5 protein-coding genes are annotated in these 13,674 nt (G+C 75.8%); 1 reads left to right on the top strand and 4 read right to left on the bottom strand.

Translation table 11 applies throughout. From position 1 onward, the window contains the following. From AB0L45_RS33285 to AB0L45_RS33275, 3 genes are all read right to left on the bottom strand, one after another. Window positions 1-3,636, bottom strand: coding sequence for a hypothetical protein (locus AB0L45_RS33285; RefSeq protein WP_365846697.1), 3,636 nt, complete (start codon window positions 3,634-3,636; stop codon window positions 1-3). A gap of 115 nt (window positions 3,637-3,751) precedes the next feature. Next, entirely contained in the window at window positions 3,752-7,585 is a 3,834-nt protein-coding gene (locus AB0L45_RS33280; RefSeq protein ID WP_365846695.1) for a hypothetical protein, read from the bottom strand. A gap of 290 nt (window positions 7,586-7,875) precedes the next feature. Further along, complete coding sequence (locus AB0L45_RS33275; protein ID WP_365846693.1) at window positions 7,876-8,490, bottom strand: hypothetical protein; 615 nt, start codon at window positions 8,488-8,490, stop codon at window positions 7,876-7,878. A gap of 228 nt (window positions 8,491-8,718) precedes the next feature. Between AB0L45_RS33275 and AB0L45_RS33270 the strand changes: the two genes are divergently transcribed. Next, the gene (locus AB0L45_RS33270) at window positions 8,719-13,224 is read left to right on the top strand and encodes a cation-translocating P-type ATPase (protein WP_365846691.1); all 4,506 of its coding nucleotides are present in this window, start codon (window positions 8,719-8,721) and stop codon (window positions 13,222-13,224) included. Here the strand turns inward: AB0L45_RS33270 and AB0L45_RS33265 are convergent. After that, a complete protein-coding gene (locus AB0L45_RS33265) occupies window positions 13,209-13,637 on the bottom strand; it encodes a DUF3224 domain-containing protein (protein WP_365846689.1) in 429 nt (142 codons plus the stop codon). The genes AB0L45_RS33270 and AB0L45_RS33265 overlap by 16 nt on opposite strands. Window positions 13,638-13,674: the final 37 nt, after the last annotated feature.

The raw sequence follows: 13,674 nt of genomic DNA, 5'->3' as shown, positions 1-13,674 counted from the left end.
TCAGCTCACTTCCGCGAAGGCGGTGCAGTACTCGGTGACGGGGTCGCGCCGGGCGCCGGTGGCCGGGTCGGTGTAGGGCGCCATCATCTCGGCGAAGGTGGGCGGCCGGGGCGGCTCCTCGGCCGCCGGACCGAGCGGGGCGGGAGCGGGCCCGCTGCCCGCGAACCGTTTCTCGCACTCGATCGTGACCGACTGCGACCAGAAGCCGATGTGCACGCTGACGGAGATCCTGGCCCGTCCGTAGACGGTGCCGGTCGCGGTGTCGAAGGTGAGGGCGAGGTGGATCTCGATGGAGGCGGAGACGATGCCGAGCACGTCGACCTCGCCGCGGGCCCGGAAGTAGCCGGTCAGCCGGGACTCGCCGGTGGCCGTTTCGAGGCGGAAGTAGATGCCCGCCATGACGGACAGGCTGCCGCTGGCCACCCCGAAGTCGAGCGAGACGGCCGCGCCGAATTCGAGGGCCGCCTCCAGGACGGCCACCCGCTGGGGCGTCAGCACGATGCCGAAGAAGCCGCCGCCCCCGAGCAGCGAGACGGTGAGCCGGAAGGGGGCCTGCCGGCGGCAGAAGGAGAAGCCGATCTCCAGTGACCTGCCGATGAAGGGCAGGTCGAGGTAGGCGTCCAGGCGCAGGTTCTCCAGGCTGAACACGCCGATGGCCAGGTTGGGCAGCGGGAGTCCGTACCGGGCGACGATGCCGGAGGGCGTGACCTGGATGCCGGGCGGGTCGCTGAAGCCGTCCACCGGGATCAGCTTGCGCAGCGTCTGGACGAACGACAGCGGGCCGATGAAGTCGACGCTCTTGAGGACGACGTCGATGTCCGGCTTGCGCCCCGCACGCGCGACGAAGCGGACGTGCGCGAAGCTCAGCCGCAGCGCGTTGAACTTCGGCACCAGGATGAGGGAGAAGTTCTCCAGGCTGCAGCTGACGTCGGCGCCGGCGCTCAGGTCCCCGCGCAGCGAGCCGCGCAGGTCCACCACGAGGGACAGCCGCCCGTCGGCGTCCGGCAGGAAGACCGGCGAGCCGCCGAGGAGGACGGGCTGGAGGTCCGGGTTCCACTCCAGGCGTGCGTTGACGGTCTCGGGCAGGCGGAAGCCGTCGGCGGCCTGCCGCACGGCGTCGCGCAGCGCGACGACCCGGCCGGCGGCCCTGGTCCAGGTGGCGACCTGCTGCTGGACGCGGGCCAGCAGCGTCCGTACGCCCGGGTCGGCGCCGGCGGGCAGGGTGTTCAGCAGGTCGGTCAGCGCGGCGGCGAAGGCGGCGAAGGCGGTGTCGACGTCCCGCATCGTGAGCGGGCCGGTGCGGCCGGCGAGCCCTTGGGCCACGAAGTCCCCGACGACGGTGACGAACGTCTCCGCCGTGCCGGCGACCTGGCGGGCGGCCGGCGGGTAGCGGTCGAGTTCATGGGTGAGCAGCTGCCGGGCGCGGCCGAGGTCGGAGAGGAAGCCGGTGACCGCGCTGACGGTCTCGGTGAAGAAGTGGGGCACCTTCAGGGCCTTGCCCAGCCCGTCCACGCCCTTGATCACCTCGGCCAGCGGGACCACGCCCAGCAGGCTCGGGCCGACCGCGTCGAGGACGTCCAGCGGGCGGAAGAACTCCTCGGGCCGGAAGGTGCCGTTCGCGATGAGGTCGAGCGGGTCCTGCCCGCCGACCGGCGGGACGCCGGAGACCGGGCCGGTCAGCCGGGAGAGTCCGGACACGATCATGCTGGGCGCGGTGAGGCCGCCGGACCGGTCGCGCTGCCCGCCGAAGTCCATCCGCAGCGGCTGGTCGGCGGGGGTGAGCAGGCTGAGGAAGACCTGCCCCGCGTTGGCCTTGCGCACCGGGCCGCCGACGGTGTCGAAGCCGGACAGGGCGTACCGCTTCGCGTAGGCGACGGGCACGGTGGCGTCCGTGCCGCTGAGCCGGCCGACGGCGGGCACGGCGGCCTGTGCCCAGCGCAGCTGCGGCAGGAACTGGGCGTTCTTCGAGACGGCCGGGTCGCCCGGCGCGGGGTCGGCCAGCGCGGGCGGTGCGGCCATGCCCCACACCATGCGGGTCACGTCGAGCCGGGTGTCGTCGGGCCGCAGGGCGGGGGCGAGCGCCACCGACTGGCCGAGGAGGTCGGCGCTGGCCTCGGGCGGGTGCTCCACCGCGACGGCCCTGGCGGACGCCGTGGGGTTCGGCGGGTTGCGGTCCAGGGCGTTGTACTCGGCGACGGCCGCGGCGAGTCCGGCGCCCGAGGCGAGCGTCTCGTCGAGGAAGAGCAGCGGCGTGCGGAACTCCACCGTGTTCCCGCCGTGGTCGACCGCGGTGACCTTGAAGTGGAACGGCTGCTCCGCGGGGGTCGCGGGGAAGAACTTCCGCCGGTCCGCGGGCGGTACGAGGTCCGGCGTCTGCACGGTGTCGAGCCGCACGCCGGTGAACGGGAACAGCACGTTGGCCAGGTCGCTTTCCGGGTCCGGCCCGGCGGGCAGCGCGGTCTTCGGGTCGTACGTCCGCAGCGGCTGCCGTACCAGGACGAACTCGCGCTGGATCAGGTACGCGGCCCGGGAGTCGTCGAACGTGCGCTCGGTGACGCGGACGTACACCGCCTTGTGTCCGAAGGGACACAGGAAGCCCTCGCGCATCACCCGGACGTAGTGGTCGCGGCCCATGGCGGCGCGGTGGCGCCATTCGGAGAGCGAGACGCCGCGCGGCCGCTCCGGCCAGGTGCCGAGGCTGTCCAGCCAGCCGCCGGCCGTCGAGAGCATCAGCAGCCGTACGGCGAGGGGCTGCGGGACGTACGGTGTGCCGTCGGGCTTCGTGAGCCCCGCGCCGGTGGTGAGGTCGACGATGTCCCGCCGGTCCTCGGGCTCCAGCGCCTGCCGGAACGCGTACGGCGCGCCGGGATCGCCGGCGCGCTCGCGGTTCCAGACCGCGCGGACCGTCCCGGCGCCGAGCCGGGTGTGCCAGAGCGGGACGCGGTCGCCGGGCTCGGGCGGCGGGATGCTGCCCCGGTGGATCCACCTGCCCTTCTGGGAGGGGGACAGGTAGAGCCGGTAGGGCAGTTCGATGCCGGTGCGGGGGCGGGCGGGGTCGGCGAGCGGGTCCTGCGGCCCGGCCGCCGCGGCCGGCACCCCGGCGGTCCCCTGCGCCACCGTGCCCGTCGCCTCCGCGAGGGCACGTGCGGTCTCCGGGCCGAAGCGGGCGGTCAGCTCGGCCGACGTGCGCAGCAGCCGGACCAGTGCCATGGCACGGGCCGCGGCGTCCCGACCGCCCGGGGGTGGCGGGCCGAGTGCCGGGGCCGCGGGCGGGGCGTCCGGTTCGCGGGCCGCGTCCACGACGCGGAGCGGGAGTCTGCGCATGGCGTCGAGCAGCCCGTCCTCGGTGAACGGCACCACGTCCCGCGGGCCCACCTCGAAGACGAGGACGCTGCGGCCGCTGATCAGGGAGCCCACGGGCAGGTCGCGGGGCTCCCCGGGCACGTGGTCGCTGAACGCCTGCTCCACCGTGTGCTGCGGCCCGAAGGTGACCGCGATCCAGCCGTCCGCCGGTGCGTCCGCGCGTACCAGCCGACGGTCCCCGCCGGTCCCTTCGACCCGCAGCCCGGCGAAGCCGAACGACAGGTCCAGCAGGTCGGTGCCGCGCAGCAGGCGCAGTGCTGCCGGAATGCTCATGACGCCCCCCTTGTCCCGCGCACCGGCCGGGCCTCCCGTCCTCGTGCGCAGTCCCGCTTACCTCCTATCTCCGGCGGCGCGCCCGCACCAGACGGAGGGCAGCACTCCCACAGGGCTAACTTTGTTCGGTCTTACCCCCGGAGGCTTCCCCAGGGGCTCCCCCGGAGGCTCCCCCGGGCGTCTTCCCGGAGGCCGCGCACGCCGTGCGGGGCGCCTCGTCCGGCAGGTACGTGGCGTGTTCCGCCGGCGTCAGTTCGCGGTTGACGGCGCGGCAGATCTTCCTGATGGACTCGGCGGGTCCGGGCAGGTCCACTTCCCGCAGGCGTACCATCCCGTCGCTGCTGCCACTGGCCAGTGCGCGGCCGTCGGGGCTGAACGTCACCGAGCGGACGAGGCCGGTCTGGCCCGCGTAGGTGGCGCGGGACTGGCCGGTGGCCACGTCCCACAGCCGTACGGTGCCGGTGTCGCGCCCGCTGGCGGCCAGGGTCCGGCCGTCGGGTGTGAAGGCCACGGCGCCCAGCGTGCCGATGGTGTGCCCGGTGATGGTGGTACGGACCTTGCCGGTGGCCGTGTCCCACAGCCGTACCGAGCCGTCGTCACCGCCCCCGGCCAGGGTGCGGCCGTCCGGACTGAACGCGACCGCCCCGGCGTCGCCCCGGGGGCCGGTCAGGACGGTCCGGATCCGGCCGGCGGCCACGTCCCACAGCCGTACCGGCCCGTGCAGGCTGCCGCCGGCCAGGGTCCGGCCGTCCCGGCTGAAGGCGACCGAGGTGGCCGGGCCGCTGCCGGAGGCGGCGAGGGTACGGGTCCGGTGGGTGACGGTGTCCCACAGCAGCAGCGCTCCGGAGCCGCTGGTGCCGGCCAGGGTGCGGCCGTCCGGACTGAAGGCGACCGCTTCGCCCGTCAGCTGCCGCAGGGTGGCCCGGAGTCTGCCGGTGGCCACGTCCCAGACGCGCAGGCCGACGTGTCTGCTGCTGGTGGCGAGGAGGCGGCCGTCGGGGCTGAAGGCCACCGCGCGGACGCGGTCGCGCCGGCCGCCGCCGGCGGACCGGGTCAGGACCCGGCTGCCGCGCGTGGCCAGGTCCCAGACGCGTACGGAACCGTCGTCGCTGCCGCTGGCCAGCGTGCGGCCGCCCCGCCCGTACGCGACCGCGCCCACCGGCCCGGAGTGGCCGTCCAGGGTGGTGAGCACGTCGCCGAGGGCGGTGTTCCACAGCCGGACCGTGCCGTCGTCGCTGCCGCTGGCCATCGTGTGCCCGTCCGGGCTGAAGGCCACCGAGCTGACACGGCGCGCGTGTCCGGGCAGGGTGCCGAGGATCGCGCCGGTGGCCACGTCCCACAGCCGTACGGTGCCGTCGTCGCTGCCGCCGCCCAGGATGCGGCCGGACGGGGCGAACGCCATCGCGATCACGTACCCGGCGGGCCCGGCGAGGGTGGTACGGGCCTTGCCCGCGCGCACGTCCCACAGGCGGATCGAGGCGTCGTTGCTGCCGTAGACGGCCAGGGTGCGGCCGTCCGGTCCGAACGCCACCGCCCGGCTGCTGCCCGCCGGCCAGATGAGCCGGGCCTCGGCCTTGCCGCTGGCCACGTCCCACAGGCGCACCGTCCCGTCCTGGCTGCCGGTGGCCACCGAACGTCCGTCGGAGGCGAACGCCACCGAGACGACCTTCCCGGTGTGGCCGCGCAGGGTCGCGGAGAGCGCGCCGGTGGCCGCGTTCCACAGGCGTACCGTGCCGTCGGTGCCGCCGGTGGCCAGGGTGCGGCCGTCCCGGCTGAAGGCTGTGGCCGTCACCGGTCCGCCGTGCCCGTCGTGCCCGTCGTGCCCGTCGAAGGTGGCCCGGGTGCGGCCGGTGGCCGCGTCCCACAGCCGCCAGCTTCCCGTGCGGGTGCTGCCGGCCAGTGTGCGCCCGTCGGCGCTGAAGGACAGGGCGGCGAGGGGACCTCCGGGCGCGGCGAGGGTGGCGCGGGCCGTGCCGGCGGACACGTTCCACAGGCGTACGGAGTGGTGGCGTCCACCGCTGGTGGCGAGGGTGCGCCCGTCGGGGCTGAACGCGACCGCGCGCACCCCGCCGGTGTGCGCGGTGAGCCGCCGCCGCAGCGGAATGTCCACGGCGTTGAACAGCCCGGCGACGGCTTCCCTGGTGGGCGCGGTCCGGTAGGCGTGCACGGCCAGGAGGGAGGCCAGGTCCGGCCGGTCCTCCAGGAGGGCGGACGACTGGGCGGCGAGCTGCCGCGAGAGGGAGAGCCGCTGGGCGGCGAGTGCCGCGTCGCGCTGCTGTTCGCTGGTGCGGAACTGGTCCCAGGCGGTCAGCCCGGCGGCCAGGGCGAGGGCCAGGAGGACGGACAGGGTGGCGGTGAGCTGGCGCAGGCGGCGGGTGGTACGGGCGGCCGCGCGCCGTTCCTGGTCGCGCGCGGCGACGCTGGCGGTGAGGAACGCGCGCTCCAGCGGGGTGAGTTCGTCGGGGGTGCCGGCGGGCGCCGGGGCCGGGCCGGCCTCCTCCTCCGGAAGGAACACCTCCGCTGCGGCGTCCAGGCGGGTGCCGCGGTACAGCGCCCCCGGGTCGCGGTCGAGTTCGTCCCACAGCCGGGCCGCCTCCGTCAGCCGGCGGTGCACGATCAGGCGCCCGCGGTCCTCCTCGATCCAGCCGCGCAGCCGGGGCCAGGACGTGATCAGCGCTTCGTGGGCCAGGTCCACGGTGTCCTGGTCCACCGTGATCAGCCGGGCCCTGGCCAGCTGCTCGACGACCTGGGCGGCGGCCGGATCCCCGGCGTCCAGCTCCGCCCTGGCCGCGGGCCGGCGGGTGTCCGGCGTCCCCTCGCCCGGGGTGATCAGGCGCAGCAGCATCCGGCGGGCCGTCCGGGCCTGCCGCGGCGAGAGCCGGGCGTAGAGGTGCTCGGCGGTCTGCGCGACCGCGCCGTGGACGCCGCCCGCCGCCTCGTACGCCTGGAGCGTCAGGGTGCGGCCGCGGCGCCGCCGCCAGGTCTCCAGCAGGACGTGCGAGAGCAGCGGCAGGCTGCCGGGCTCCTCGGCCATCTCCTCGACGAGACGGGCGGTCAGGGAGCGCTCCACGATCAGCCCTTCGGCGGCCGCGGGTTTGACGATCGCCTCCCGCAGTTCCTGCGGTGTCATCGGGCCGATGGGCAGCCCGGCCTCGCGGATCACGTCGGCGAGTTCCCGGTGGGCCAGGCACCTGCCGTAGAAGTCCGCCCGTACGCCCAGCACCACCCGCAGCCGGCTCGCGGGGTCGTGGGCCGCCAGGACGCGGCGGATGAACGCGTTCCGTTCGTCGGCGTCCGCGCAGAGGGTGAAGACCTCCTCGAACTGGTCCACCACCAGCCACGTCTCCCCCGGCGGCGCGGCCGGGGAGAACAACGGCCCGGCGTCGCGCTCGGGGTGGGCGCCGGGCGTGAGGACGCGGATCGCGGCGGGCGGGGGGAGGCGGAGCGGCGGGTCGGCGGCGGGCTGCCGCAGGCGGGCGATGAGTCCGGCCCGCAGCAGGGAGGACTTGCCGCTGCCGGACGGGCCGAACACCGCGACGACCCGGCGTTCGCGCACCCGCCGCAGCAGTTCCTCGGTGAGCCGGCGGCGGCCGAAGTAGCGGGTGTGGTCGTCCGGTTCGAAGCGGGCCAGGCCGCGGTAGGGTGCGGCGGCTCCGTCCTCTTCTGTTTCGAGGATCCGCGCCGCGTCCTCCCGTACGGCCTCGTGCCAGCGCCGCTGCCAGTGCCCCGCGTTCCCGCCGCACGCCGCCACGTACGCCAGGGCCACCGGGAGGGAGGGCAGCTTCTCCCCCGCCGCTGCCTGGGACAGTACGGCGGCCGAGTAGTCCACCCGTTCCGCCATCGCCCGGTAGGTCGGACTGCCCGCTTCCAGGCGCAGCTTGCGCAGTTCGTATGCGAACCGCTGTACCGGGCCCGCGCCGGGATCCACGGGTTTTTCACGACGCCCCATGCGGCCCCCCGCCGTACTGACCGGGCAAACGGCCACGGTACGAAGCGCGGCGGGGCGCCACAAGGACGGTTCCGGCCGTGCGCGCCATTGTTTACGCGCACGGAAACGGGCTGCCAATCAATGGACGGTGCGGTGAAGTGGGCGTAGCTGCGCCGTTCCGTGGTGCTCGCAGCGTGGACACCGACGGGGGCCGGGGCGGCGCACGATCGCACCGTGGTGCGGCCGGCGGGTGGACGGGCATCCTCACGGGGGTGGGATGCCCGGCACCTCCGGCGTCCCACCGGCCGCGGTCACGTCAGCCGCATCCCGTTGGCCGTCACGACCGCGTCGTAGGTGCCCTTCAGGCCGCCCTCACCCACGTAGCACCGGAATCCGCTGGGCTTGTCGATCGGCACCAGCTGTACCGCGGGCGCCTTGTCGCAGCGCAGCGACCTGGCCGCCTTGCCCCCGTACATCCCGTACTGCTTCCACGCCCTGGCCCGCATCCCCTCGGCGGTCAGCACGCCGCCCTTGGTCGGGGTGGCCGTGTACTGCATCAGGATGTAGCCGCCCTTGGTCTCGACGCGGAAGGGCACGTCGACCCCCATGTACTTCACGGTGCAGGTGAAGGTCTGGGGCTTGTCGCCGACCTCCTTGGTGTCGCAGGTGCTGCTGGTCGGCTTGGGGACCGCGCCGCCCATGGAGAGCACCCGGTTCTCCAGGTCGTACTTGATCTGCTCCAGCACCGGCGCCTCCTTGCCGGGCGCGGGGTGCTGGGGCGTGACCTTCTCGGGCGGCGGTGCCGTCGGGCTCGGGACCGGCGTGCCCGCGGTGAGCGCCGGGTCCTCGGACGCCCCGCAGGCGCTGGCCGCCGAGACCACCAGGGCCACCGTCGCCGCCGTACGTATCCACTTCTGGTACTGCATCACGTGCTTCCCCGTCTCCCCGTTGCGCGCGGGCGGGCTGGGCCGGCCTGCGCGTTGTTGCTGGACCGCCCGATCCTAGGCCGCCCGCGGCGAAGCGGAGGCAGCGGGTACGGATGCGGGCGGGCTGCGGACGGGGCGAACGGCAGGTGTAGCCCGGCGGCGGGCGGGTTACTCCTTCGGGGATCCCTGCGCGGTGCGCCGGGGGACACGTGTGAGGTGAGGCCTCCGATGTCGCTGTTGTCAGGGGTACCCGGGCTGTCGGGGCTGCGCGTGCCGAGGCCGCCGGTGCCCGGCCCGGTCGTGGCGGGAGTGCGGGCGGGTGCCCGAGGGGCCCTGGAGCTGGCCTGGCAGCTGGCGGGGGTGCCGAAGCGGGCGGTGTGGTCCCGGCCGGGGCGCTGCTACATCGCGGTCCACGGGGTGCAGACGCCGGACGGTGAACGGGTCGCGCGGCGGGTGGAGCGGTTGCTGGAGCGGCAGCCCGGGGTGGAATGGGCGCGGGTGAACGGGCCGTCCGGGCACGTGGCGGTCGCGCTGGGGCCCGGCGCGCCGCGGCAGGCGGAACTGGTCGCCCTGGTGGCGGAGGCCGAGACGGGCCGTACGGATACGGACGCCGGCGCGACCTGCGATCAGCACGGCGAGTGGTGCCAGGAGCCGCACCACCCGTGTGAAGGCCCGCGGACCCGGCAGTCCATGACGGGCCTGGCCGCCGACGCGGTCGGACTGGGCATCGCCACCCTGACGCGCCTGGCCCCCTGGGCCCCCTTGCCCGCCGAGGTCGGGTCGCTGGCGGGGCTCTTCCAGCACCACCCCCGGCTGCGTGCGTGGGCGGCACAGAGCCTGGCCGGTCCGGAGCGGGCCGAGTCGCTGCTGCCGGCGGTCAGCGCGCTGGCGCAGGGGGTGGCCACACGGGGCGGCGGGCTGGTGCTGGACGTGGTGCAGCGGGTCGCGCAGTGGCGGGAGGCCGACGCGTACCGGAAGGCGTGGGAGGCGCTGGAGCCGCGGTTGGTGCGCGGTCCGCAGGACGCCGCGGCCGAACCGGTCGTGGTCGAGCGGCCGGTGTCGGCGCCGAAGGACTCGGTGGACCGGTACACGGAGCGGTCGTCGCTGGTGGGGCTGGCGGCCGGGGCGGCGGCCGTGCCGTTCGCCGGGCCGCGCCGCGGGCTCGCCGTCGCGCTGGCCGGGGTGCCGAAGGCGCCGGCGGCGGGGCGGGAGGGGTTCGCGACGAACGTGGGCCGGTTCCTGGCGCTGCGCGGCGTGGTGGCCATGGACCGGGGCGTGCTGCGCCGGCTGGGGCAGGTGGACTGCGTGGTGCTGGACGAGGCGGCGCTGCGCGGCGACCGGTACGACCTGGCCGACCTGGAGCTGTTGGACGACGCTGACGCGGACACGGCCACCGGCCGCCTGTTCGAACTGTTCGACGCCGGCGCTCCGCTGGAGACACGGCGGACCGCGGACGGCTGGGTGCTCGGCCCGCTCGCGGACCTGCCGGACACGGCGGACGCGGCGGACGGCGGTGCGGATGCCGTACGGCGCTTGCGGCAGAAGAAGTACGACCACCTGCTGGGCCTGGCCCGGCACGGCCGGCTGCGGGCCGTCGCGGGGCTGGCGGCGCAGACGGCACCGGGCGCCCAGGCCGTGGCGGCGGCCGCGCGCCGGGCCGGCACCCGGATCGTGCTCGCCTCCGACCGGCCGGACCCGGAATGCGGCTACGCGGACGCCGTGCTGCCCGGCGGCAGGCGCCTCGTCGCGTCCGTACGGGAACTCCAGGGCAACGGCGCGGTGGTACTGCTCGTCTCGGGCAACCGCCGGGCGCTGGGCGCCGCCGACTGCGGCATCGGGGTGCACCGCACGGGCGAGGCGCCCCCCTGGGGCGCGCACCTGCTGGTCGGCGGCGACCTGAGCGTGGCCGGGCTGATCGTGGACGCGGTGGCCGTGGCGGCGCAGGTGGACCGGGAGGCCGCGATGCTGGCGGCGGGCGGCAGCGGGGTCGGTGCGGTGGCCGCCGTACAGGCCCGCCCGTCCCGCGCCACCCGGCGCGCCTCGGCGGCCGGGAACACCGCCGGGTCCGCCGCCTTCTGCCTCGGCGCCTGGCGCGCCCGGCAGTTGCTGAACCGCCCGCCGGAACCGCCCACGCAGCGCACGCCCTGGCACCTGATGCCCGCTGACCGGGTGCTGGAGCGCCTGACGGCGACGCCGGACGGGCTGACGTCGCGCGAGGCGCGGACCCGGTCCGCGTCCGCCGGCCGTACCGACGGCCCGCGGCGCACCGGCCTCGGCGCCGCGTTCGTCGAGGAGCTGGCCAACCCGCTCACGCCCGTGCTGGCGGCGGGCGCCGCGCTGTCCGCCGCCGTCGGCTCGCGTACCGACGCCGCGCTGGTGGCCGCCATCACCGGCACGTCCGCGCTGGTCGGCGGCGTCCAGCGGGTGCGTACGGAGCAGGCGCTGGCCGAGCTGTTCCGGCGCTCGGCGATCAGCGCCCGGGTACGGCGGGACGGCGACGAGCGGCAGGTGACCGCCGGTGAACTCGTCGCCGGGGACATCGTCGTGCTGGGCACCGAGGACGTGGTGCCGGCCGACTGCCGCCTCCTGGAGGCCGAGGGCCTGGAGCTGGACGAGTCGTCGCTGACCGGCGAGTCCCTGCCGGTGGCCAAGGACCCCGCGCCGGTGGTGGCGGCGCAGCTCGCGGAGCGGCGTTCGATGCTGTACGAGGGGACGACGGTGGCCGCGGGCCGCGGCACGGCCGTGGTCGTCGCCACCGGCGCGGCCACCGAGGTCGGGCGCAGCCTGGCCACCGCGCGGCAGGCGGCGCCCACGGCGGGCGTGGAACGGCGCCTGGCCTCCCTGACCAAGGCCAGCCTGCCGATCGCGATCGGTTCGGCCGCCGCCGTGGCCGGGGCCGGCGTGCTGCACGGCCGGCGTCTGCACCACACCCTGGCCTCGGCGGTGAACCTGGCGGTCGCCTCGGTCCCCGAGGGCCTGCCGTTCCTGGTCAGCGCGGCCCAACTGGCCGCAGCGCGCCGCCTCGCCGAACACGGGGCGCTGGTCCGCAACCCCCGTACGATCGAGGCGCTGGGCCGCGCCGACGTGCTGTGCTTCGACAAGACCGGCACCCTCACCGAAGGCACGCTGGAGCTCGCGGAGGTCAGTGACGGCGAACGGGCGCTGCCCCTCGGCCGGCTGGACGACGTGCGCCGCACGGTCCTCGCCGCGGCCCTGCGCGCCACCCCGTCGGCGCACTCCCCCGAGCCGATGTCCCACCACACCGACCGGGCGGTGGTGGCCGGGGCCCGCCGGCAGCACGTCACGGTACGCGTCGGCGCCCCGCGCTGGCGGCGCGCCGACGACCTGCCGTTCGAGCCGTCCCGCGCCTACCACGCCACCGCCGGGCACGCCTCGCGCGGCGCGCTGCTCAGCGTGAAGGGCGCCCCCGAGAACGTACTGGCCCGCTGCGCCCGGCGCCGTACCGGCGGTACGGACACCCGCCCGCTCGACGACGCGGAACGCACCCGCCTGACCACGGCCGCCGAAGAGCTGGCCGGCGCCGGCCGCCGGGTGCTGGCGGTGGCCGAACGGCCGCTGGAACACGGTGAGCAGCTCACCGACGAGGCCGTGGACGGGCTGGTCCTCCTCGGCTTCCTCACCCTGTCCGACCCGGTACGCGCCGGAGCGCTGCCCGCCACCGAGCAGCTGCGCGCGGCCGGGGTGCAGGTGGTCATGCTGACCGGTGACCACCCCGCCACCGCCGACGCGATCGCCTCCACCCTCAACCAGGGCGCCTCCCAGCACGTGTGCAACGCGGCGGACCTGGACGAGCTGGACGACGCCGCGCTGGACGAACTGCTGCCCCGGGTCGACGTGATCGCCCGGTGCAGCCCGCACCACAAGGTCCGTATCGTGCAGGCGTACCAGCGCATCGGCCGGGTCGTGGCGATGACCGGTGACGGTGCCAACGACGCCCCGGCCATCCGGCTCGCCGACATCGGCATCGCGCTGGGCCGCCGGGGCACCCCGGCGGCCACCGCCGCCGCCGATCTCGTCGTCGGCGACGACCGGCTGGAGACGATCATCGCCGCGCTGCTGGAGGGCCGGGCGATGTGGACCTCGGTCCGCGCCGCGCTGGCCATCCTCATCGGCGGCAACCTCGGCGAGATCGGCTTCAGCGTGCTGGCCGCCGCGCTGACCGGCCGCTCCCCGCTGACCGCCCGGCAGATCATGCTGGTCAACCTGCTCACCGACCTGGCACCGGCGCTGGCCATCGCGGTCCGCGAGCCGCCCGGCGACGGCGGCGCGCAGCTGCTGCGGGAGGGCCCGGACCGCTCCCTGGGCACCGCGCTCAGCCACGAACTGCTGCTGCGCGGCTTCACCACGACCCTCGGTGCGACGCTGGCCTGGGGCGCGGCCCGGCTCACCGGCCGGCGCCGCCGCGCGGGCACCGTCGCGCTGGCCGCGGTGGTCGGCACCCAGCTCGCCCAGACCGTGCTCACCGGCGGGCCGGACCGCAGGGTGCTGCTCGCGGGCCTGGGGTCCGCCGCGGTGCTCGCGGCGGTCATCCAGACGCCGGGCGTCAGCCGGTTCTTCGGCTGTACGCCGATGGGTCCGGTGGCCTGGGGGATCACGCTGGGGGCGATCGCCACGGCCACGCTGGCGGGGGCGGCGCTGGGTCCGGTCGTACGGCGGCTTCCGGTCCCGCGGCCGACGGAACCGGCTCCGGCACCGGCTCAGCCGAAGTCGTAAACGAAGGTGTACGGCACGGACGGGCTGCCGGGCTCGGCCGTGAACTCACCGGTGCCGCGCAGCCCGGCCAGCTCCCCGGTGGCCGAGCCCGGTACGACCTCGAACGTGCAGTGCACGCTCCCCCGCTCGCCGAAGGAGCCGCGCTCCTCGACGGCGAACGCGCCCCGGCGCCCGTCGACGCTGCCCTCCAGCAGCTCCATCCCCGTGAACGTGCCGGTCTGCTCCGTGACATGGACGATGGTGTACTCGCAGGTCGTGTCCGCCGCCTCGATGCCCCCGGAGAAGGCGTTGGTGACGGCGGCGTGCGCGAGGCGCGGGAAGGTGCCCTCCCCGCCCAGGACGCGTTCCTCCCAGTCGGCGTAGGTGAAGTTCCCGGTGGTGCGGGTCCGTTCGGCACTGGTCCGTGCGGGCATGGTGATCCTTTCGTCCGGCCGCGCGATACGGTCCGCG

Source organism: Streptomyces sp. NPDC052496, assembly GCF_040679095.1.
Lineage (GTDB): Bacteria > Actinomycetota > Actinomycetes > Streptomycetales > Streptomycetaceae > Streptomyces.
Note: the sequence above shows the minus strand (reverse complement) of the source record. Positions and strands in the feature narration are given on the sequence as shown.

Bases quoted from the DNA above. Each gene is read 5' to 3' on its own strand.
- AB0L45_RS33285 (WP_365846697.1), bottom strand. From the start codon at position 3,636: ATGAGCATTCCGGCAGCACTGCGCCTGCTGCGCGGCACCGACCTGCTG.
- AB0L45_RS33280 (WP_365846695.1), bottom strand. From the start codon at position 7,585: ATGGGGCGTCGTGAAAAACCCGTGGATCCCGGCGCGGGCCCGGTACAG.
- AB0L45_RS33275 (WP_365846693.1), bottom strand. From the start codon at position 8,490: ATGCAGTACCAGAAGTGGATACGTACGGCGGCGACGGTGGCCCTGGTG.
- AB0L45_RS33270 (WP_365846691.1), top strand. From the start codon at position 8,719: ATGTCGCTGTTGTCAGGGGTACCCGGGCTGTCGGGGCTGCGCGTGCCG.
- AB0L45_RS33265 (WP_365846689.1), bottom strand. From the start codon at position 13,637: ATGCCCGCACGGACCAGTGCCGAACGGACCCGCACCACCGGGAACTTC.